The sequence below is a fragment of the Streptomyces sp. GL_141 genome, assembly GCF_057834385.1.
The window spans coordinates 5233208-5254383 of sequence record NZ_CM174402.1 but is presented as its reverse complement, the minus strand read 5'-3'; the positions used below and the strand labels follow the sequence as shown (position 1 = coordinate 5254383).

Here is a 21176-nt window from a genome sequence, read left to right as displayed (position 1 = left end):
TTCTGCCCTGATCGGGCAGGCATTGTTGTCGCACGCCCGTTCCGGGCGGGATGACAGTGAATGACCTATGGGCCGGGCCCTTCGCGCGATGGAGCGCGACGGGGCGTGGATCCCGGTTGTGGATGTTCCTTCGTCTTCGCCCCCGCGGAGCGAACCCCCCGGGCGTGGGGTCCGGAACACCCATAGCCGGTACCGGCCACCCCTCACCGGGCGCCGTTGAGCTCACGAAGCCGCGCGTCCCGAGCAAGCAAGGATCGACCATGGCTTCCAGCCTGACGAAGGATTCTCCGAGCCCAGCTCACGAGAAGACCCTCTTCGGCCACCCGATCGGCCTGGCCACGCTGTTCATGACCGAGATGTGGGAGCGCTTCTCCTACTACGGCATGCGTGCGCTTCTCGTCCTGTACCTGGTCTCCGGCGGTACGGACGCCGCGACCGGGAGCCAGGGCGGCGGCCTCGGTTTCAAAATGGGTGTCGCCACGGCGATCTACTCCGTCTACGTGGCCATGGTCTACCTCATGGCCCTGCCTGGCGGCTGGTTCGGTGACCGCGTCTGGGGCGCCCGCAAGACCGTCGCCATCGCCGGTTTCGTGATCATGGCTGGTCACGTGTCGCTGGCTCTGCCCGGCCAGATCGCGTTCTTCGTCGGCCTGCTGCTGGTCGCGGTCGGATCCGGCCTGCTGAAGGCCAACATCTCCACGATGGTCGGCCACCTGTACAACGGCCCGGACGACCCGCGCCGTGACGGCGGCTTCACGCTGTTCTACATCGGCATCAACCTGGGCGCCTTCGGTGCCCCGTGGGTGATCGGCATCGTCGGCGAGGTCGTCAACTGGCACCTCGGCTTCCTGCTGGCCGCGATCGGCATGGGCGCCGGCCTGGTCATGTTCCTGGTGTTCGGCCGCACCCTGAGCCCGCAGAGCAGCATCGTCCCGAATCCGCTGTCGGTCTCCGAGCGCAACGGCGTCATCGTCAAGGCCGCCGCCGCCTTCGCGATCATCGCCGTGTTCTACGGCACGGTGACCGCCCTCGGCATGTTCACCATCAACTGGGCTCTGTACCCGATCACCATCGCCGGTCTGATCATCCCCGTCACCGTTCTGGTCCGCATCAAGCGGGACCGGGACCTGTCGGAGCCCGAGCAGTCGAAGATGACGGCGTACATCTGGTTCTTCGTCGCCGCCGCCGTGTTCTGGATGATCTACGACCAGGGCGGCTCGACGCTCTCGTTGTTCGCCGACAACAAGACCGGATCCATCTTCGGCTGGACCCCCTCGACCGTCTTGTACCAGGCGCTGAACCCGATGTTCGTCATGGCTCTGGCCCCGGTCTTCGCCTGGCTGTGGCTGTGGCTGGCCCGCAAGAACCAGGAGCCGAACACCATCGTGAAGTTCGCGATGGGCCTGGTCCTGGTAGGTGCCTCCTTCTTCGTCTTCATCGTCCCGATGGGCATGGCGGGCGACGGCGGCAAGGTCAGCCCGATGTGGCTCGTCTCGATCTACATGATCCAGACGATCGCCGAGCTGTGCCTCTCCCCGGTCGGCCTGTCCGTCACCACGAAGATGGCGCCGCGGAAGTACGCCTCCCAGATGATGGGTGTCTGGTTCCTCGCGGTCACTGCCGGCGACTGCACCACCGGTCTGCTCTCGCTGGCCGGCGTCGACCTGAACGGCACCGGAATCATCGCCATGCAGGCGTCTCTCGCCGTCGCGGCCGGTATCGCCGTGTACATGTACCGCCAGAAGGTCCAGTCCCTGATGGGCAGCGTTCACTGACCCACCGAGTACAGAACGGCCCGGCACCTCGTGTGCCGGGCCGTTCTGCTTCCACGGGTTACCGCTGGCCGCGCAGGCGGCGCCACGGGGTGAAGGTGAAGACTGCCGCGCCGAGCAGCATGACCGTGCCGGCTACCAGGGCCAGGGCCTTGATGCCGCCGTCGTCGGACGCTCCGGTCTGGGCGAGGCCGCCCGCGGTGCCGGAGGCGCTGCCCGAGGTGCCGGAGCCCGAGGTGCCCGAGCCGCCGGGCTGGGCGGCGGTGTCGAGCGTGAGCGACACCGCGCTGGCGGTCGCGGCGCAGGGCACCACGATCGGGGCGGCGCCCGGGGCCATGACCACGTTGATCGTCAGCTTGTCCGGGGTCAGCGTGGTCTTGCCGGTCTTTCCGGGCTTGTAGCTGCCCTTCATGTCACTGAGGCTGACCGGCGCGCCGCCCTTGATCGGCTCGGGGTTGCCCGGGCCGCTGACCTTGACGATGCCGCTGTCGGCTCCGCCGAGCTTGATGTCCAGCGAGGGCTGGAGCGCTCCCGCGGGAAGGTCCATGGGGCTGTTCATCACGCCCTTGGCGGTCGTGGCGGTCAGGTCGTAGCTGCCGCCGTTCTTCTTCGCGTTGATCGTCACCTTGCCCTTGAGCGGACCTCCCTGGATGAAGCTCCCGCAGTCGAAGGTGACGTCCACGGTCTGGCCCGGGAAGTCCGTCTGGCCCCCGCCGGACGGGGAGGGCGCCGGGCTCGTGGGCGGAGCCGTGGTGGGCGGGGCCGTCGTGGGCGGCGGGGTGGTCGGGGGCTTGCTGGTGGGCGGCGGGCTCGTGGGCGGCTTGCTGGTCGGCGGCGGCGTGGTCGGCGGGGTGGTGCCGCCGCCGGCCGTGACGTCCAGCTCCAGGGACGGCCCCGGGTTGTTGCCCGGGGTGCAGGTGGAGGTGGTGCCCATCGCCTTGATCAGCAGGACGCCGGCGGTGAAGGTGACCTTGCCGGACTTCGTGGGCGTGTACGTGCCCGACAGGTCGCTGATCTTGATGGGCGTGTTGGCCGGGATCGGCTCGGGGTTGGCCGGGCCGGTCACATCGACCGTCCCGGTCTCCGCGCCGCCCAGGACGATCTTCGCGCTCGGGGTCATCGCGCCCGCGCCCAGCTCGATGGGGCTGGAGGAGACGCCCTTCTGGAAGGACATCGTCAGCTTGTACCCGCTGCCCTCCTTGACGGCCTTGATGTCGATCGGCGAGACCGCCGACTTGTCCCCGATCGGCGTCTTGCAGTCGTACTTCACGTCGACCACGGCCGCCTGAGCCGGCGTGGCCCCCATGGCGATGCCCGCGCCGCCGAGCAGCAGCGCGACCGCGGCCGCGCTCGCCCTCCGTTGGGTTTTCACTGAAGTCCCTTCGTCGTCGGACTGTTCTCAGACGGTGCGGACGTCTGTGGTGCTGGTGCTTCGGTGGGTGCTTCTGTTTCCTGTGTCCCCGGCGCGCTGTCCGGGGTGAACCACGGCAGTGCCGCCGTGGTGGTCTGTGGGGGTTCGGCCGGCGGGGCGGAGCGGGCCAGCGGTCCTCGTACGGGGCCCCGCGCGGGCCCCCGTACCGCCGGGATCCGGGGCAGCCGGGCGGTCACCGCCGCCGCCGGTTCGGGCTGCGGCCGGTGGCCTCGGTGGCGGCCCGACTCCCGCGGGCGGACCTTGTCGACAGCGGCCATGCCGATCCGGAAGATGCCGGCCGGGATGACCAGCAGGAGCAGGCCCCAGAACAGCAGCACCCCGTACGGGCGGGCGACGCCCCAGGGCTGCGTGGCCAGGACCGTCTCCCCGTACTTGAGGGAGAGGGTGTAGTCCCCGTGGGCGCCGGCCGGCAGGGTGGCGTCGAGGGAGACCTCCGCCTTGCCGCCGGGCGGGATGGTGCCCTTCCAGCGGACCTCTTCCCAGGTCGGCGCGAACACCCCGTGGGCGGTGCCGAGCTGGAAGACCGGGTCCTTGACCGCGGCGGAGCCGAGATTGCCCACGGTGACCGTGAACTTCCGGCCGGGCGGGGCCCCGAACCAGGTCAGCACCCCGTCCTCGCCCTTGAGCCGGACCCCGGTGAGCAGGGCGAGCCGGGCCGTGCCGCCCTCGGCGGGCAGGTCGGCCACCGGGTGGTCGGTGATCTTCAGCGGGGCCCCGACGGTGGACTGGTCCCCGTTGACGGAGGTCACGTTGACCACGCAGGGGCAGGGCTTGGGCGGGGCGACCACCGGGAGCTGGGCGGAGAAGTGCCCGTCGTCGGCGACCGATACGGCCACGCCGTCGGCGTTGGCGCAGCTGTTGGTGCCGCCGATCATGTTCTGCCCGCAGACCAGCAGCATCACCATGGTCTTGGCCCGCCAGCCCGTCCCGGTGACGGCTATCTCCGTGCCCTTGGCGGCCTCCTTGAGCGAGAGGGCCACGGCGGGTGCGGGCCCCTCGTCCGCGGCGGCCGGGGCCGCCGGGAGCAGCGCCAGCGCGCACACCACCAGCCCCGCCGACAGCCCCGCGCGTCCCGCCGCGACCAGGGCCCTGACCTTGCCGCCGTGTCTCCCACCGGCCTTGGCGCTCACCTGGGTGCTCCCGTCAACTCGTGTTCCGGCGCTGGGGCTTCTTCGGGTACGGCGCTCCCGTGCGGTGCGGGCCCGGATCCGGGCCCGTCGCCGGACCGGATCCGCCGCTTGCGTTCCAGGAGCAGCGCGGCCGTCGCGACGGCGCCGAGGCCCAGCAGCCCGAGGCCGGTCGTGCCGGCGATGCCCCAGGGCACGAACCAGGCCGAGGTGCTCCCCGTGGCGCGGGCGCCGCCGGGGGCCGTGACGGTGAGGGTCAGGGCGACCCGGTCGAACACGGGCGCACCGGGCCAGGGTTCGGTCAGCTCGACGCGCTGGCCGGGCAGCACCTCGACCGGCAGGCTGCGGATGCCACGGCCCGCGACCTTGCCGAGGGTTCCCTCGGCGCTGATGGCGAGCTCCGGGGCGAGGGCCACGTTGCCGCGGTTGACCAGGGTGTACGCGACGCGTGCGGTCGCGCCCTTGCCCCGTACGGAGACGTCCTCGACCGTGAGCGCCGCCAGCGCCGGGCCGCCGACGCGCAGGTGGACCCGTACGCCCACCTCGCGGCCGGACTCGGTGGCGACGACGGCGGCCGGGTGGTCCCCGGGCGGGGATCCGGGCGGCACGGTGACGGTGAAGGGGACCACGGCGCGGGTGTGCGCCGGGACCTTGACCGTGCTGCCCGCGCCGAAGCTGATCCAGAGGCCCGCGCCGGTGGATTCCCGGGCGGAGCGCACGGCGAAGGCGCCGGCCGCCGTGTTGTAGGCGTCGGCGCCGCGCAGGGTGATGGTGTGCTCCTGGTCGCTGGTGTTGGCCAGGGCGAGGCGGTCCTCCAGCACCGTGCCGGAGGTGCCCGAAAGGTAGAAGTACGGGCGGGCCCCGGATTTCGCCGCCGCGGGCGCGCTCCCGGCGACGGGCTCGGCGGTCCAGCCGGGCTCCTCGGCGGCGGCCGGGGCCGCCGTCGCGCAGGAGAGCACGGCGGCGGCGACGGCGGCGACGGTGGCGAGGAGGAGCCCGCCGGGCCTTCGGGGCGAGTGGCGCACGGACATGACCGGGTGCGCTCCGTTCAGGACCGGGCCCGCTGGCCGCGCCGGGTCAGCCAGAGCACGCCGGCCGCGCCGGAGAGGAGCACGGTGGCGCCGAGGGTTCCGAGGGCGATGGCGGAGTCCTCGGGGCCGGTCTGCGGGAGGCTGTCCCCGGTGGATCCGGTGGAGCCGGTCGATCCGGTCGATCCGGTCGCGCTGCCGCCGCCGGGGGCCGTCACGTCCAGTTCGAGGGACGGCTTGGGGCTGTTGCCCGGGGTGCAGGTGGTGGTCGTACCCATCGCCTTGATCGTGAGCACGCCGGCGGTGAGGGTGACCTTGCCGGACTTCTTGGGCGTGTACGTGCCCGACAAGTCGCTGATCTTGATGGGCGTGTTGGCCGGGACGGCCTCGGCGTTGGGCGGACCGGAGACCGGTACCGACGCCTTCTCCGCGCCGTCGACCACGATCACGGCGCTGGGCGTCATCGCGCCCTTGCCGAGCTCGATGGGGCTGGAGGAGACGCCCTTCTGGAAGGACATCGTCAGCTTGTACCCGCTGCCCTCCTTGACTCCTTTGATCTCGATCGGCGAGACCGCCGATTTGTCCCCGATGGGGGTCTTGCAGTCGTACTGGACGTCGACAACGGCCGCATGGGCTGCGGGGGCGGCCAGCAGTACCGCCGCCCCCGCCAGCGCGGAGGCCAGCGCGAGCGCGGTGGAGCGTTTCCGGTCGGACACCTTCGTCTTCCCCTCGAACCTTGGGCCACAAGTTACTGACGGCACATCAGATTGGTGGCTCAAGGTAGCCCCGGGGCCTTACGGAGGGAAGACAAAGGACGGCGCCGTATCAACAGCCCGTCCACAGGCCGTCCGTAAGCGGTCAACGGGCCGTCCGGACGCCGCGATCCGCACCCGGGAGCGGTCTGCGGCGTCCGGATTCAGGCTGTTTCAGGCCGTCTTGAGGCCCTTCTGCCAGACGGCGGAGACCAGCGGAACGCCCGGCCGGTAGGCGAGGTGGACGTGGCTGGGGGCGTCGAGCAGGGCCAGGTCCGCGCGGGCGCCGGGGGTCACGGTGCCGATGTCGGTGCGGCGCAGGGCGCGGGCGCCGCCGGCGGTGGCGGACCACAGGGCCTCGTCCGGGGTCATCCCCATGTCGCGGACGGCGAGGGCGATGCAGAACGGCATCGAACTCGTGTAGGAGGAGCCCGGGTTGCAGTCGGTGGACAGCGCCACGGTGACCCCCGCGTCGAGGAGCCGGCGGGCATCGGGCCACTGCGCGCGGGTGGAGAACTCCGCGCCGGGCAGCAGCGTGGCGACGGTCGTGCCGGCCGCCTGGGCGAGGGCGTCCACGTCGGCGTCGGTCAGGTGGGTGCAGTGGTCGGCGGACGCGGCCTCCAGCTCGACGGCGAGCTGGACGCCGGGGCCGTGGGAGAGCTGGTTGGCGTGGACGCGCGGGATCAGCCCGGCGGCGGCGCCGGCGGTGAGGATCGCCCGGGCCTGGTCGCCGTCGAAGGCGCCCTTCTCGCAGAACACGTCCACCCAGCGGGCGTACGGGGCGCAGGCGGTCAGCATCTCGCCGGTGACGAGGGCTACGTAGCCCGCCGGGTCGTCGGCGTAGTCCGGGGAAACGATGTGCGCGCCGAGGTAGGTGACCTCCTCGGTGTGCGCGGCGGCGATGCGGAGTGCTCGTGCCTCGTCCTGGACCGTGAGGCCGTAGCCGGACTTGGTCTCGAAGGTGGTCGTGCCCTGGCGGCGGGCCTCGTGGAGGTGGCGCACCAGGTTCGCTTCGAGCGCGGCGTCGGAGGCGGCGCGGGTGGCGGCGACGGTGGTGCGGATGCCTCCGGCGGAGTAGGCGCGGCCGGACATGCGGGCGTTGAACTCGGCGGTGCGGTCGCCCGCGAAGACGAGGTGGGAGTGGGAGTCGACGAAGCCGGGGATGAGCGCCCGGCCCTGCGCGTCGAACGCCTCGTCGGCGGACGGGGCCTTGTCGGCGGGGCCGACCCAGGCGATGCGGTCGCCGTCGATGACCACGGCCGCGTCCTGGATCAGGCCGAGGGGGGTGCCGTCGCCCAGGGCGGGGTCGTTGGTGACGAGGCTGCCGATGTTGGTGATGGCTGTGGTGGTCATGATCCCTCGGGTCGTCGAGTGGTTTGTTCCCCCACCCCGCCCCTTCCCGAAACCGGGGGCGCCGCCCCCGGACCCCGTTCCGGGCGCTGCGCGCCCGGTGCGCTCAAACGCCGCGCGGGCTGGACTTTCCCCGGCTTCGGGAAGGGGCGGGGTGGGGAGGGCCCGCCGCAGGCGGAGTCGTTAGCCGCGGAGGGCCGCGATGGTGGTGGCCAGGGCCGTCGGGACGTCCCCGACGAGGGTGTGCGACCCGTCGCGGACGATGTGGCGGCCGCCCACCACCGTGTGGCGGATGTCCGCTGCCGAGGCGGCGAAGACGGCCGTCTCCGCGCCCAGGCGGGGAAGGGCCCCGGCCGTGCGGACGGAGTCGAGGGCGATCGTGGTGAAGTCCGCGAGTGCGCCCGCCTCCAGGCGGCCCGCCTGCGACCAGCCGAGGGCGGCGTGCCCGTCCTCGGTGGCGGCGGTGAGCAGGGCGTTCGCCGTCCAGTGGCCCCGGGTACGGCTGCTCAGGCGCTCGTTGAGCTCCATCGCCCGCGCCTCTTCGAGCAGGTCGATCACCGCGTGGCTGTCGCTGCCCAGCGAGAGCGGACTGCCCGCGCGCTGGAGGCGTACGGCCGGGCCGATGCCGTCGGCGAGGTCGCGTTCGGTGGTGGGGCACATGCAGGTGCCCGTGGTGGTGGAGCCCAGGAGCGCGATGTCCGCGTCGGTGAGGTGCGTGTTGTGCACCCCGGTGGTGCGCGGGCCGAGCACCCCGTGGTCGGCGAGCAGTTCGGTCGGGGTGCGGCCGTGGGCCGCCAGGCAGGCGTCGTTCTCGGCGGTCTGCTCCGAGAGGTGGACGTGGAGCGGGGCCCGGCGTTCGGACGCCCAGCCGGCGACCGTGGCGAGCTGCCCGGCCGGTACCGCGCGGACCGAGTGGATCGCGGCGCCGATCAGGGCGTGTTCGCGGGGCTTGAGGGCCGAGACCCGCTCGGCCCAGGCGTCCGCGGTGGAGTCGGAGAAGCGCAGCTGGTGGGGCTCGGGGGCCTTCCCGAAGCCCGCCGACAGGTACGCCGTGTCGAGGAGCGTGATGCGGATGCCGGCCTCGGCGGCGGCGGCGATCAGGGCCTCGCCCATGGCGTTGGGATCGGCGTACGGGGCTCCGCCCGGGGCGTGGTGGACGTAGTGGAACTCGCCCACCGCGGTGATGCCGGCCAGCGCCATCTCGGCGTAGACGGCGCGGGCGAGCGCGAAGTAGCTGTCGGGGGTGAGGTTCTGGGCGACCTTGTACATGAAGTCGCGCCAGGTCCAGAAGGTGCCCGAGCCGACCTGGACCGTCGAGCGCAGGGCCCGGTGGAAGGCGTGGCTGTGCGCGTTGGCCAGGCCCGGGACCGTCAGGCCGCGCAGGACCTCCGCCCCCGGGGGCGGGGTCTCGACCCCGGTCCGCAGGGCGGAGATCCGCCCGTCGTCCGTTGCTACGTCCAGGGCGACGCCCGGCTCGACATGGGTGCCGAGCCAGGCGTGCTCCAGCCAGTACGTCTTCGGCACGTGCCCCTTCACCTGCATGCGAGGCCTTCCAGTACGTCGGCGAGGGCGAGGACGCCCGCCACGCAGTCGTCCTCGGCGGCGAACTCCCGCGGGGAGTGCGAGACCCCGGTGGGGTTGCGCACGAACAGCATGGCGGTCGGGACGGCCGCCGAGAGGATCCCGGCGTCGTGTCCCGCGCCCGTGCCGAGCACGGGGACGCGGCCGCCGAGGATCCGGTTCATCTCCTCGCGCAGGGCGTGCTCGAACTCGACGACCGGGGTGAAGGACTCCCGGACCACGTCCAGGTCGATCCCCTCCGCGTCCGCGCGCTCCCGGGCGGCCTTCTCGATCGCGGTCACGACCGTGTCGAGGGTGGCCTGGTCGGCGGCGCGCGAGTCGAGCCAGCCGCGCACGAGCGAGGGGATGGCGTTGACCCCGTTGGGCTCGACGGCGATCTTCCCGAAGGTGGCCACGGCCCCGGCGAGGGCCGCCTCGGCGCGGGCCGCGAGCACGGTCTGCGCGTACGTGAGCATCGGGTCGCGGCGGTCGGCCAGCCGGGTGGTGCCGGCGTGGTTGGCCTCGCCCCGGAAGTCGAAGCGCCAGCGGCCGTGCGGCCAGATCGCGGAGGCGATGCCGACCCGGTCCCCGGACAGGTCCAGGGCGCGGCCCTGTTCCACGTGCAGTTCGACGAAGGCGCCGATGCGGGCGAGGCGTTCGGGGTCGGCGCCGATGGCGGCCGGGTCGTAGCCGGCGGCCTCCATGGCCTGCGGGAGGCTGACGCCGTCCGCGTCGCGGAGCTCGTACGCCTTCTCCTTGGTCAGCTGTCCGGCGGCGAGCCGGGAGCCGACGCAGGCCAGCCCGAAGCGGGCCCCTTCCTCGTCGCCGAAGTTGGTGATGGCCAGGGGCCTGGAGAACTCCGCTCCCCTCCTGCGGAGTTCGTCCAGGGCCGCGAAGGAGGACACCACTCCGAGGGGGCCGTCGAAGGCCCCGCCGTCGGGGACGGAGTCCAGGTGGGAGCCGGTGACGACGGCGTCCCCGGCGAGGGGGTCGCCGAGCCAGGCCCACTGGTTGCCGTTGCGGTCGGTCTCGTACGCGAGCCCGCGCGCCTCGGCCTGCGCCTGGAACCAGGTCCGGCAGTCGGCGTCGGCGCCGGTCCACGCGTAGCGGCGGTACCCGCCGGAGTCCGCGTGCCGGCCGATGGGCCGGAGCTCGGCCCACATGGCGTGGAACGAGGCCCCGGCGGCGGCGTCCTGGGTCACGCCGAGTCGCCTTCGCGCATCGGGATGCGGACGTCGCGCTCGTCGGCGACCGTCTCGGCGATGTCGTAGCCGGCGTCGACGTGGCGGATGACGCCCATGCCCGGGTCGTTGGTCAGCACGCGGCGGATCTTCTCGCCCGCGAGCTTCGTACCGTCGGCGACCGTGACCTGGCCCGCGTGGATGGAGCGGCCCATGCCGACGCCGCCGCCGTGGTGGATGGAGACCCAGGAGGCGCCGGAGGCCACGTTGACCATGGCGTTGAGCAGCGGCCAGTCGGCGATCGCGTCGGAGCCGTCGAGCATGGCCTCGGTCTCGCGGTACGGGGAGGCCACCGAGCCGCAGTCCAGGTGGTCGCGGCCGATGACGAGCGGCGCGGCGAGGGTGCCGTCGGCGACCATCTCGTTGAAGCGCTCGCCGGCCTTGTCGCGCTCGCCGTAGCCGAGCCAGCAGATGCGGGCGGGCAGTCCCTGGAAGTGGACGCGCTCGCCGGCCATCTTGATCCAGCGGTGCAGGGACTCGTTCTCGGGGAAGAGCTCCAGCATCGCCTTGTCGGTCTTGTGGATGTCCGAGGCCTCGCCGGACAGCGCCGCCCAGCGGAAGGGGCCCTTGCCCTCGCAGAAGAGGGGCCGGATGTAGGCGGGGACGAAGCCGGGGAAGGCGAAGGCGCGGTCGTAGCCGGCCAGCTGGGCCTCGCCGCGGATGGAGTTGCCGTAGTCGAAGACCTCGGCGCCCGCGTCCATGAAGCCGACCATGGCCTCGACGTGCGTGGCCATGGACTCGCGGGCGCGGGTGGTGAACCCGGCCGGGTCCTTGGCGGCGTAGGAGGCCATGTCGTCGAAGTCGACACCCACGGGCAGGTAGGCGAGCGGGTCGTGGGCGGAGGTCTGGTCCGTCACGATGTCGATCGGCGCACCCTCGGCCAGCATCTGCGGCAGCAGATCGGCGGCGTTGCCGAGCAGACCGATGGAGAGCGGCTTGCGCGCGTCCCGCGCCTCGACGGCGAGCTGCAGCGCGTGCCGCAGGTCGTTCGCCTTGACGTCGAGGTAGCGGTGCTCGATGCGGCGGTCGATGGCGCGCGGGTCCACGTCGATGCAGATGGCGACGCCGTCGTTCATCGTCACGGCCAGCGGCTGGGCGCCGCCCATGCCGCCGAGGCCGGCGGTGAGGGTGATGGTGCCCGCCAGGGTCCCGTTGAACTTCTTGGCGGCGACGGCCGCGAAGGTCTCGTACGTCCCCTGGAGGATGCCCTGGGTGCCGATGTAGATCCACGAACCGGCCGTCATCTGGCCGTACATGGTCAGACCCAGGTTCTCCAGGCGGCGGAACTCCTCCCAGTTGGCCCAGTCGCCGACCAGGTTGGAGTTCGCGAGCAGCACGCGCGGAGCCCACTCGTGGGTCTGCATCACGCCGACCGGGCGGCCGGACTGGACGAGCATCGTCTCGTCCTGCTTGAGGGTCTGGAGGGTGCGGACCATCGCGTCGTACGAGCGCCAGTCGCGGGCGGCCTTCCCGGTGCCTCCGTAGACGACGAGCTTGTCGGGGTGCTCGGCGACCTCGGGGTCGAGGTTGTTCTGGAGCATCCGCAGCGCGGCCTCCTGCTGCCATCCCAGGGTGCTCAGCTCGGTACCTCGCGCGGCACGTACGGGGCGGGGTCCTGACATGGCGGTGCCTCCTCCGGTGTTGGTCAATCTATTCACATCTTTACTCCCTGAATAGATTCAGTCAACAGCTGCGGGCGGACGCGCCGGATGATGGGATGGCGAACATGGCAGCCGACGCACACGCGCACGCCGCCCGGCGACGGGACCTGGCCGTACGAGCCGCAGTGGAGCAGGGCCTGCTCGACGAGGACACGCCCCTCCTCTGCCTGCTCGACACGGCCGGCATCCGCGCCTCCGCCGCCGCCCTGACCGGCGCCTTCGCCCGGGCCCTCGCCCCCGGCACCCCCGTCCTGCACGCCTTCGCCGTCAAGGCGGCCCCGCTCGTCCCGGTCCTGCGGCTGCTCGCCGACGCCGGGCTCGGCTGCGAGGTGGCCAGCCCCGGCGAGCTGGCCCTGGCCCGCGCGGCCGGGGTCGCGCCGGAGCGCATCGTCCTCGACTCCCCCGCGAAGACGCCCGCCGAGCTGCGGGAGGCCCTGGCCCTGGGCGTCGCGCTGAACGCCGACAACCGCCAGGAGCTGGAACGCCTCGACGCGCTGCTCACGACGACGGCCACCACTTCCCCGATCGGCCTACGGATCAACACCCAGACCGGCGCCGGCACCATCGACGCCCTCTCCACCGCCACGGCCACCTCGAAGTTCGGCATCGCCCTGCGCGATCCGGGCGCGCGCGAGTGGCTCGTACGGGCCTGCCTGGACCGGCCCTGGCTCACCCGGCTGCACACCCACTCGGGCTCCCAGGGGGTCCCGCTCCCGCTGATCGCCGAAGGAGTACGGGAGCTCTACGCCCTGGCCGAGGAGATCAACGCGGCGTCCGGGCGGCGGCAGATCGACACCCTGGACATCGGCGGCGGGCTCCCGGTGAACTTCACCTCGGACGCGGCCACCCCCACCTACGCGGAGTACGTGAGCGCGCTGCGCTCGGCCGTCCCCGGACTCTTCTCGGGGGCGTACGGGCTGGTCACGGAGTTCGGGCGGTCCCTGACCGCCAAGCACGGGCTGGTGCTGTCCCGCGTCGAATACACGAAGACCACCGGCGGGCGGGCGATCGCGCTCACGCACGCGGGGGTCCAACTGGCCACCCGTACGGTGTACGCCCCCGCGGCCTGGCCGCTGCGCATCCTCCCCTACTCCGCGAAGGGGGCTCCGCTGACGGGGCCCCTCGTCGTCCAGGACATCGCCGGGCCGGCGTGCTTCGCGGGTGACCTGCTGGCAGCCGCGCGGGAGCTGCCGCTGCTGGCTCCGGGGGACCTGGTCTGCGTGCCCGACACCGGGGCGTACGCCTTCACCGCGCACTACGGCTACAACAGCCTGCCCCGCCCGCCCGTACACGGCTTCACGGTGACCCCCTCGGCCGAGGTCCGCTTCACCCTGGCCCGCGCGGCCCAGCCCCTGTCCACGATCCCCACGGAGGCAGGCGCAGCCACCCCGGAATCCCTCCTCTGACCCCCTGTGCGCTTGCGCCCCGGGGGCCCGCCCCTCCGTCCGACCCGGCAGCCCGACCCTCCGGCCGGCCCGGAGCCCGCGACCCCGCTGCGCGGGGCCACTGGGCGGCTGCCGACGGCCAGGCCCTGCGGGACGAAGCCCCCGCTGCGACCCTTGCCGCCACGCGGGGCGAAGTTCCCCTACCCACCCTTCGCCCGTTCCCCGGGCTCTGCCCGGACCCGGTCCTCAAACGCCGGACGGGCTGAAAGCAGAGCCCCGGGCTGCGCCCGGACCCCTGGGGCTCCGCCCCAGACCCCGGTCCTCAAACGCCGGACGGCTGAAAAACCCAAACCCCGGCCAGGACCGGAAGACCACCCCCGGGCAAGGCCAGAAGCCCCCCGTCCGAGGCTGGAAGGCCAACCCCGGACAGGTCCGGAAGGCCAACCCCGGACGGGGCCGGAAGGCCAACCCGGGCGGGGCCGGAAGGTCGCCCCCGGGCGGGGCCGGAGGTGGAGGGGACGGGCCCGGCGGGGCGGGGACGGGGACGGGGTGGGGTGTTGGCCTGGACGTAGAGCGTGATGTGTGGCGCGAGAACGGGCCGCGCCCTGTCGGAGTAGGGCAGGGGGCGCCTAAATCATGCAGTCCAGGCCAACACCCCACCCCGGCCCCGGCCCCGACCCACCCGCAGCCCACCTCACGTACCGCCGGACCCCAACCACAACACAGCCGCACCCGCACCCGCACCCGCACCCGCCCACGGACCTACTCCACGAACAGCCCCCGCGCCGCGGCCCGCGCGTCAAAGGCCTCCAGCCGCGCCTGCGCGTCCGGCAGCGCGTCCGCCATCGCCTCCAGCAGCACCCGCCCCAGCAGCATCGGCGCGCACGCCGTGTCGAAGGCGAGGCCGGTGCCGACGGGCGCCGGGATCAGCAGGTCGGAGTGGCGGGCCACCGGCGCGAAGGCCGAGTCGGCGACCGTGACCACCGTCAGCCCGGCCCCCCGCGCATGCTCCAGCGCCTCGGCGACCTCCTTCGGATGCCGCGGCAGCGCGAAGCACAGCAGGGCCGAGGCCCCGGCGCCCGCGGCCGCGTCGATCCGGTCGGCGAGCATCGAGCCGCCCTCGTCGAGCAGCCGGACGTCCGGATGGACCTTCGCGGCGAAGTACGCGAACCCGCGCGCCTGCGAGGAGGCCGCGCGCAGCCCCAGTACGGGCAGCGGGCTCGACCCGGCCAGCAGCCGCCCCGCCTCCCGCACCGGCGCCGGGTCGGCGAGCATCGCGGAGAGCTGCCGCAGGTTCTCGATCTCGCCCTGCACGGCCTGCTGATACTCGTTGTACGCGTCCTCTTCCCCGCCCGCGGCCCGCTCGGCGGGGGCCACTTCGCGCAGGTGCCGGCGCAGCGCGGGATAGCCGTCGAAGCCCAGCGCCACCGCGAACCGGGTCACCGAGGGCTGGCTCACCCCGGCCAGCTCGGCGAGCTCGACGCTCGACAGGAAGGGCACCTCCGCCGCGCCGCGCACCATGCAGTGCGCGATGCGCCGCTGGGTCGGCGTCAGCCGGTGCCCTTCGAACAGCTTCTGCAGCCGGGCCGCAGGGCTCTCGCTCATCCCGTTCCCCTCCGTCCCGTCCACCCGGCGGCCGGGCGGCCGCCGACGGGATATTCAGTCACCGAGCACTCTGCATGCGGCTATGCAGGACGGCAACCCGATCCCGCGATCCGAGACCTCCCGGAGCCGCCGCGGACCCCGGTCAATTCGCTTGACCGAGCCGCGGCGGGCGCTTGATCCTCAAGGGCCGGCCGCCGAGATCCACCCGGCCAACCCCCACCGAATTCAAGTGAATTGGCCCTCATGGTGACTTCGTCCGTCTCCGCCCCGCCCCTGCCCGGAACCCGCCTGTGGACCAGGAACTTCGGCTTGTTCTTCACCGCCCGCATCGTGTCGATGCTGGGCGACATGATGATGCCGGTCGCCCTGGCCGTCGCGATGATCTCCCTCGGCTACGGGGTGAGCGGCATCGGGTACGCGCTGGGCGCCTGGATGGGGTCCTTCGCCCTCTTCATCGTCTTCGGCGGGGTGATCGCGGACCGCTTCCACCCGCTGCCGCAGATGATCGGCGCCGACGCGGTCCGGTGCGTGGCGCAGGGCTCCTTCGCCGTGTACCTCTGGCTCGGCCACCCCACCCTGTGGTTCGTCATCGCGGGATCGGTCCTCGGCGGCATCGCGACCGCGATGTTCCAGCCGGGCACCTCCAGCCTCGTCCCCCAGGTCTCCACCGACCCCACCCGGGCCAACGGGGTGCTGCGGGTGAGCCAGGGGATGGCCACGATGGCCGGGCCGGCGCTCGCCGGTGTCCTCGTGGCGGCCACCTCGACGGCCTGGGTCTTCGTGATCGACGCCGCCACCTTCGCGATCAGCGGGGCGTGCCTGCTCGCCCTGCGGCTCCCCCGCTTCGCGCCCGACCGCTCGCAGTCCACCCTGACGAACCTGCGGGAGGGGTGGGACGAGTTCCGTTCCAGGTCCTGGCTGTGGACGGTGATCCTGATCTGGTGGGTGCTCGGGGTCTTCGTCTGGGGGCCGCTCACCCCGCTCGGCGCGGCCTCGATCATCGCCGAGCACGGCAAGGCAGCCTTCGGGTACGCGGAGGGCGCCTTCGGGGCCGGCTGTGTCCTCGGCGGGCTCGTGGCGCTCCGGGTCCGCCCGGCCCGCCCGCTGCTCGGCGGCGGCTTCGCGATGTTCCTGTTCCCGATGATGCCGCTGGCCGCGGCCCTGGTCCCGGCCCTGCCGCTGCTCATGCTCGGCTACGCGATCAGTGGTGTGGGCTGGGCGTTCTGGGGCGTCCAGTGGTCCACCACGGTGCAGACCCGGATCCCCGAGGACCGGCTCAACCGCGTGACGGCGTACGAGGTGGGCGGTTCGATCCTCGCCATCCCCCTCGGCCAGGTCCTCTCGGGCCCGGCGAGCAGCCTCTTCGGCGTCCGCCCGCTCCTGCTGGCCGGCGCCGCGATCAGTCTCGGCTGCGCCCTCGCCCTCATCGCCGTCCGGCCCGTCCGCGGGCTCGTGCGGCGCGATACGGGGGCTAGCCCCAGTGCCGGCAAGGGCGGCGGATCCTAGGGTGACGGAATGGAGTCGCAAGAGCTGAAGAAGGAACTCTCCGCCACGCTCGACGCCCGGCGGGAGCTGGGGGCGGAGTACGAGGCCGCGCTGGTGGACTCGTTCGTGGAGAAGGTCGACACGCAGGTGCGCCGGCGCCTCGCGGAGGAGCGGCTCTCCGCGGCCCGCGGCACCGATCCGAGTGCGGCGGACTCCGCGGACGGCAACTTCGGCGAGCGCTTCGGCTTCGCGATCATCACCCTGGTGCTGGCGATCCCGCTGTCCGCGATCGGCGCCGCCCAGGCCGGTCTGAGCGGCCTGGGCGTGGCCTGGCTCGGCATCCTGGGCGTCAACTACGTCCACGCGGCGAAGTTCCGCGGGCTTCTGCGCGGCGCGCGCGATACCGATCAGCCGGCCTGACGGGCAGGCAGAGCGGGGAGAGCACCCGGTGGTCCGCCCGCGCACATGTTTATGCGCGGGGACCGCCGCACCCCGGTTTCCCGGGGGCGGGACGACGGCGGTCCCCGCGCAGGACACGGGCCGGGTCAGGGCCGTCCGCGCGTCCGTGGCGTCCAACGCGGTCCGGGAGCCGCTCCGGAGGTGCGCCGTGCGCCGTTCGTGGTGCCGGCCGGGTCCCGGTTTCCCGGGCTTCCCTGCCGACAACCACCACTGTGCCGGAGCCTTGTTAAGCGGGTGCTGCCGTCACGTGTCGGGCCCGTACCGTTTGCGCGTCGTCCGCACGCGGGCCCGTACCCGGACTCGAACGCGAACCCGGACGCGAACCCGGACGCCGGCCCGTACGGGCTACTTCGCGCCCTTGGCCAGGAACGCCAGCAGGTCCTGACGGCTCACCACACCGGTCGGCTTGCCCTCGACCAGCACGATCGCCGCGTCGGCCTCGCCGAGCACGGCCATCAGCTCGGCGACCGGCTCGCCCGAGCCGACCTGCGGCAGCGGCGCGCTCATGTGCTTCTCCAGCGGGTCGCCGAGGGAAGCGCCGCCCGCGAACAGCGCCGCCAGCAGTTCCTTCTCGACCACGGAGCCGATGACCTCGGCCGCCATCACGTCGGGGTGACCGGCGCCCGGCTTGACGATCGGCATCTGCGAGACGCCGTACTCGCGCAGCACCTCGATGGCCTCGCCGACGGTCTCCTCGGGGTGCATGTGGACCAGGGAGGGGATGCCGCCCGTCTTGTCCGCGAGCACGTCCCGGATGCGGGCGGAGGGGCCCGCGTCCTCCAGGAAGCCGTGTCCGGCCATCCACTCGTCGTTGAAGATCTTGCTGATGTAGCCGCGCCCGCTGTCCGGGAGCAGGACGACGACCACGTCGTCCGGGCCGAGGCCCTCGGCCGCCCGCAGCGCGGCGACGACCGCCATGCCGCAGGAGCCGCCGACGAGCAGGCCCTCCTCCTTGGCGAGGCGGCGGGTCATCTGGAAGGAGTCCTTGTCGGACACCGCGATGATCTCGTCGGTCACGTTCGGGTCGTAGGCGGTGGGCCAGAAGTCCTCGCCGACGCCCTCGACGAGGTACGGGCGGCCCGAGCCGCCGGAGTAGACCGAGCCCTCCGGGTCCGCGCCGATGATCTTCACGCGGCCGTCCGAGGCCTCCTTGAGGTACCGGCCGGTGCCCGAGATCGTGCCGCCCGTGCCGACGCCGGCGACGAAGTGGGTGATCTTCCCGGCCGTCTGCTCCCAGAGCTCGGGGCCGGTGGTCTCGTAGTGCGACCGCGAGTTGTTCGGGTTGCTGTACTGGTCGGGCTTCCAGGCGCCCGGGGTCTCGCGCACGAGGCGGTCGGACACGTTGTAGTACGAGTCCGGGTGCTCGGGGTCGACGGCGGTCGGGCAGACCACGACCTCGGCGCCGTACGCGCGCATGACGTTGATCTTGTCAGCCGAGACCTTGTCGGGGCAGACGAAGATGCACTTGTAGCCCTTCTGCTGGGCCACGATGGCGAGTCCTACACCCGTGTTGCCGCTCGTGGGCTCCACGATGGTGCCGCCGGGCTTGAGTGCTCCGCTCTGTTCGGCGGCCTCGATCATCCTGACGGCGATCCGGTCCTTCACGGATCCGCCGGGATTGAAGTACTCGACCTTGGCAAGGACGGTGGCCTGAAGGCCTTCGGTCACACGGTTGAGCTTCACCAGCGGGGTGTTGCCGACGAGGCTGATCATCGAGTCGTGGAATTGCACCATGTTCTCCAAGGAGGGGACTCCACGGGTTCTCCGGGAGGCACCGCCAGACTATGCGGAAAGGGATTGGCCGACCGGCAGTACGGGGCAGGTAGGTCAACAGGACGGCGGGGTCTGCGGGGACGGCGCAGGGATCCGGCCAAGGGACCGAGAAGGTGGCTTGAAGGGTGTCCAGGGCGAGGACGGCCCGCCGCATCGCGGCGGGAGCGGCGTACGGCGGTGGCGGGCTCGGGCTCGTCGGAGCCGCCGCGGTCGGGCTGGTGGTCGCGGAGATGCAGTTCGCGAAGCGGACGGTCGGCACGGGCCTGCCGGATCCGCCGCGCGCGGACGGGCTGTACGGGAGCGAGTTCGGCGGCCCGGAGCTGAGTCCGGGCCCGCTGCGGTTCGGCGTACTGGGTGATTCCACGGCCGCCGGGCTGGGGGTGCGGCGGGCCCGGCAGACTCCGGGAGCCCTGCTGGCCTCGGGGCTGGCGGCGGTGGCCGAGCGGCCGGTCGAGCTGCGCAACGTGGCCCTCTCGGGTGCCATGTCCGACGACCTGGACCGCCAGACGGGGCTGCTGCTGGACGGCGACGGCCCGCCCCCCGACGTGTGCGTGATCATGATCGGCGCCAATGACGTGACCCGCCGGATGCCGCCCACCCAGTCGGTGCGGCTGCTGACCGCGGCCGTACGCCGGCTGCGGCTCGCGGGCTCCGAGGTGGTGGTCGGCACCTGCCCCGACCTCGGCACGATCGAGCCGGTGTACCAGCCGCTGCGGTGGCTGGCCCGCCGGGTCTCGCGCCAGCTCGCGGCCGCCCAGACGATCGGGGTGCTCGCGCTGGGCGCCCGTACCGTCTCGATCGGCGACCTGATGGGAACGGAGTTCGCGGCGAACCCCCGCGAGATGTTCGGCCCGGACTCCTACCACCCGTCGGCGGAGGGGTACGCGACCGCGGCGATGGCCATACTGCCGACCCTGTGCGCGGCCCTGGGCGTCTGGCCCGAGTCGGACCGGCTGGACGTCTCGCGCAACGAGGACATGCTCCCGCTGGCCAAGGCCGCCTCGGCCGCGGCGGGCCAGGCCGGCACCGAGGTGACCGGGGCCCGCGGCGCGTGGGCGCTGCTCAAATACCGGCGCAGGCGCCGGGTGCCGGGCGAGGACCTCACGGAGCAGACTGGAGGAGCCGCGCCGGACATCGCGCCGAACGCCCCGGCGGACGGTGCGGCGGATGCGCCCAGAGCGACCGGAGTCACATCGCAAGGGCAGTGACCTCGACGGTACGGGGCGGTAACTTCGCATGCGGTCCCGGTACGACACCACCTCCCTTGGAGCCCCGATGCCCGAAGCCGTCATCGTTTCCACCGCCCGTTCGCCGATCGGTCGCGCCTTCAAGGGATCCCTCAAGGACGTCCGCCCGGACGATCTGACCGCCACGGTCATCCAGGCCGCCCTCGCCAAGGTCCCCGGGCTGGACCCGCGCGAGATCGACGACCTGATGCTGGGCTGCGGTCTCCCGGGCGGCGAGCAGGGCCACAACCTCGGCCGGATCGTCGCGGTGCAGATGGGCATGGACCACCTGCCCGCCACCACGATCACCCGCTACTGCGCCTCCTCGCTCCAGACCTCCCGGATGGCGCTGCACGCCATCAAGGCGGGCGAGGGCGACGTCTTCATCTCCGCGGGCGTCGAGATGGTCTCCCGGTCCGTGAACGGCTCCTCCGACGGCATCCCGGGCACCCACAACCCGCTCTTCGCCGACTCCGAGGCCCGCACCAAGGAGGTCGCCGAGTCCACCGGCTCCTCCTGGCACGACCCGCGCGAGGACGGCCGCACCCCCGACGCGTACATCGGGATGGGGCAGACCGCGGAGAACCTGGCCCGGCTCAAGGGCGTGACCCGCGCCGACATGGACGAGTTCGGCGTGCGCTCGCAGAACCTGGCCGAGGAAGCCATCAAGAACGGCTTCTGGGCCCGCGAGATCACCCCGGTCACCACCCCGGACGGCACGGTCGTCTCGCTGGACGACGGCCCGCGCGCCGGGGTCACCCTGGAGGCCGTCCAGGGCCTCAAGCCCGTCTTCCGCCCCGACGGCCTGATCACGGCCGGCAACTGCTGCCCGCTGAACGACGGCGCCGCGGCGCTGGTCGTCATGAGCGACACCAAGGCGCGCGAGCTGGGCCTGACCCCGCTGGCCCGGATCGTCTCCACCGGCGTCACCGGCCTCTCCCCCGAGATCATGGGCCTGGGCCCGGTCGAGGCCTCGAAGCAGGCGCTGAAGCGGGCGGGCCTGACCGTCGGCGACATCGACCTCTTCGAGATCAACGAGGCCTTCGCGGCCCAGGTGATCCCCTCCTACCGGGACCTGGAGATCCCGCTGGAGAAGCTGAACGTCAACGGCGGGGCCATCGCCATCGGTCACCCGTTCGGGATGACCGGCGCGCGCATCACGGGCACGCTGATCAACAGCCTGCAGTTCCACGACAAGCAGTTCGGCCTCGAAACCATGTGCGTCGGCGGCGGCCAGGGCATGGCCATGATCATCGAGCGGCTGAGCTAGTCCGAGGCGAGCGGGGCCGTCGGGATCAAGAGCCGAGGCCAGACGCCGTA

The 21176-nt window shown here is 72.7% G+C and carries 16 protein-coding genes; 6 read left to right on the top strand and 10 right to left on the bottom strand.

The window, feature by feature from the left end; genetic code table 11:
- Positions 1 to 260 precede the first annotated feature (260 nt).
- Positions 261 to 1775 carry a peptide MFS transporter gene (locus AC3IX6_RS23350; protein ID WP_489364274.1) on the top strand — a complete coding sequence of 505 codons (1515 nt, stop codon included), beginning with the start codon at positions 261 to 263 and terminating at the stop codon, positions 1773 to 1775.
- 58 nt (positions 1776 to 1833) lie between these two features.
- Here AC3IX6_RS23350 and AC3IX6_RS23345 read toward each other — a convergent pair whose 3' ends face one another.
- The 8 genes from AC3IX6_RS23345 to hutU form a co-directional block, all read right to left on the bottom strand.
- Complete coding sequence (locus tag AC3IX6_RS23345; protein WP_489364272.1) at positions 1834 to 3144, bottom strand: hypothetical protein; 1311 nt, start codon at positions 3142 to 3144, stop codon at positions 1834 to 1836.
- The gene (locus tag AC3IX6_RS23340; RefSeq protein WP_489364270.1) at positions 3141 to 4334 is read right to left on the bottom strand and encodes a neocarzinostatin apoprotein domain-containing protein; all 1194 of its coding nucleotides are present in this window, start codon (positions 4332 to 4334) and stop codon (positions 3141 to 3143) included. The genes AC3IX6_RS23345 and AC3IX6_RS23340 overlap by 4 nt, the downstream gene beginning before the upstream one ends.
- Complete coding sequence (locus AC3IX6_RS23335) at positions 4331 to 5362, bottom strand: hypothetical protein (RefSeq protein ID WP_489364268.1); 1032 nt, start codon at positions 5360 to 5362, stop codon at positions 4331 to 4333. Before AC3IX6_RS23335 ends, AC3IX6_RS23340 begins: the two co-directional genes overlap by 4 nt.
- A 17-nt stretch (positions 5363 to 5379) precedes the next feature.
- Positions 5380 to 6075 carry an LPXTG cell wall anchor domain-containing protein gene (locus tag AC3IX6_RS23330; RefSeq protein WP_489364266.1) on the bottom strand — a complete coding sequence of 232 codons (696 nt, stop codon included), beginning with the start codon at positions 6073 to 6075 and terminating at the stop codon, positions 5380 to 5382.
- 210 nt (positions 6076 to 6285) lie between these two features.
- Positions 6286 to 7464, bottom strand: a complete 1179-nt coding sequence (gene hutI, locus AC3IX6_RS23325; protein ID WP_489364264.1) for an imidazolonepropionase — start codon at positions 7462 to 7464, stop codon at positions 6286 to 6288.
- 180 nt (positions 7465 to 7644) lie between these two features.
- Positions 7645 to 9003 carry a formimidoylglutamate deiminase gene (locus AC3IX6_RS23320; RefSeq protein WP_489364263.1) on the bottom strand — a complete coding sequence of 453 codons (1359 nt, stop codon included), beginning with the start codon at positions 9001 to 9003 and terminating at the stop codon, positions 7645 to 7647.
- Entirely contained in the window at positions 8994 to 10184 is a 1191-nt protein-coding gene (locus AC3IX6_RS23315) for an allantoate amidohydrolase (protein ID WP_489371536.1), read from the bottom strand. Before AC3IX6_RS23315 ends, AC3IX6_RS23320 begins: the two co-directional genes overlap by 10 nt.
- 35 nt (positions 10185 to 10219) lie before the next feature.
- Positions 10220 to 11884 (bottom strand): urocanate hydratase, encoded by a 1665-nt coding sequence (gene hutU / locus AC3IX6_RS23310; RefSeq protein ID WP_489364261.1) that lies wholly within the window; start codon positions 11882 to 11884, stop codon positions 10220 to 10222.
- A gap of 104 nt (positions 11885 to 11988) precedes the next feature.
- Here hutU and AC3IX6_RS23305 point away from each other — a divergent pair, with 104 nt between their 5' ends.
- Entirely contained in the window at positions 11989 to 13329 is a 1341-nt protein-coding gene (locus tag AC3IX6_RS23305; protein WP_489364259.1) for a type III PLP-dependent enzyme domain-containing protein, read from the top strand.
- 741 nt (positions 13330 to 14070) lie between these two features.
- Here the strand turns inward: AC3IX6_RS23305 and AC3IX6_RS23300 are convergent.
- A complete protein-coding gene (locus AC3IX6_RS23300) occupies positions 14071 to 14913 on the bottom strand; it encodes a MurR/RpiR family transcriptional regulator (RefSeq protein WP_489364257.1) in 843 nt (280 codons plus the stop codon).
- Positions 14914 to 15156: 243 nt separating this feature from the next.
- Here AC3IX6_RS23300 and AC3IX6_RS23295 point away from each other — a divergent pair, with 243 nt between their 5' ends.
- On the top strand, positions 15157 to 16419 hold the full coding sequence (locus tag AC3IX6_RS23295) for an MFS transporter (RefSeq protein WP_489364255.1): 1263 nt from the start codon (positions 15157 to 15159) through the stop codon (positions 16417 to 16419).
- Positions 16420 to 16428: 9 nt separating this feature from the next.
- Positions 16429 to 16818: a hypothetical protein gene (locus tag AC3IX6_RS23290; RefSeq protein WP_489364253.1), complete on the top strand. Its 390-nt coding sequence runs from the start codon at positions 16429 to 16431 to the stop codon at positions 16816 to 16818.
- Positions 16819 to 17202: 384 nt separating this feature from the next.
- Here AC3IX6_RS23290 and AC3IX6_RS23285 read toward each other — a convergent pair whose 3' ends face one another.
- Positions 17203 to 18588 carry a cystathionine beta-synthase gene (locus AC3IX6_RS23285; protein WP_489371535.1) on the bottom strand — a complete coding sequence of 462 codons (1386 nt, stop codon included), beginning with the start codon at positions 18586 to 18588 and terminating at the stop codon, positions 17203 to 17205.
- A 167-nt stretch (positions 18589 to 18755) separates the two neighbouring features.
- Here AC3IX6_RS23285 and AC3IX6_RS23280 point away from each other — a divergent pair, with 167 nt between their 5' ends.
- A complete protein-coding gene (locus AC3IX6_RS23280; protein WP_489364251.1) occupies positions 18756 to 19838 on the top strand; it encodes an SGNH/GDSL hydrolase family protein in 1083 nt (360 codons plus the stop codon).
- A 67-nt stretch (positions 19839 to 19905) separates the two neighbouring features.
- Complete coding sequence (locus AC3IX6_RS23275) at positions 19906 to 21126, top strand: acetyl-CoA C-acetyltransferase (RefSeq protein ID WP_489364249.1); 1221 nt, start codon at positions 19906 to 19908, stop codon at positions 21124 to 21126.
- Positions 21127 to 21176: the final 50 nt, after the last annotated feature.

Excerpts from the sequence above, each read along its gene's own strand:
- AC3IX6_RS23350 (WP_489364274.1), top strand. The coding sequence starts at position 261 with ATGGCTTCCAGCCTGACGAAGGATTCTCCGAGCCCAGCTCACGAGAAG.
- AC3IX6_RS23335 (WP_489364268.1), bottom strand. The coding sequence starts at position 5,362 with ATGTCCGTGCGCCACTCGCCCCGAAGGCCCGGCGGGCTCCTCCTCGCC.
- hutI (WP_489364264.1), bottom strand. The coding sequence starts at position 7,464 with ATGACCACCACAGCCATCACCAACATCGGCAGCCTCGTCACCAACGAC.
- AC3IX6_RS23320 (WP_489364263.1), bottom strand. The coding sequence starts at position 9,003 with ATGCAGGTGAAGGGGCACGTGCCGAAGACGTACTGGCTGGAGCACGCC.
- AC3IX6_RS23315 (WP_489371536.1), bottom strand. The coding sequence starts at position 10,184 with ATGTGGGCCGAGCTCCGGCCCATCGGCCGGCACGCGGACTCCGGCGGG.
- hutU (WP_489364261.1), bottom strand. The coding sequence starts at position 11,884 with ATGTCAGGACCCCGCCCCGTACGTGCCGCGCGAGGTACCGAGCTGAGC.
- AC3IX6_RS23305 (WP_489364259.1), top strand. The coding sequence starts at position 11,989 with ATGGCAGCCGACGCACACGCGCACGCCGCCCGGCGACGGGACCTGGCC.
- AC3IX6_RS23300 (WP_489364257.1), bottom strand. The coding sequence starts at position 14,913 with ATGAGCGAGAGCCCTGCGGCCCGGCTGCAGAAGCTGTTCGAAGGGCAC.
- AC3IX6_RS23295 (WP_489364255.1), top strand. The coding sequence starts at position 15,157 with ATGGTGACTTCGTCCGTCTCCGCCCCGCCCCTGCCCGGAACCCGCCTG.
- AC3IX6_RS23290 (WP_489364253.1), top strand. The coding sequence starts at position 16,429 with ATGGAGTCGCAAGAGCTGAAGAAGGAACTCTCCGCCACGCTCGACGCC.
- AC3IX6_RS23275 (WP_489364249.1), top strand. The coding sequence starts at position 19,906 with ATGCCCGAAGCCGTCATCGTTTCCACCGCCCGTTCGCCGATCGGTCGC.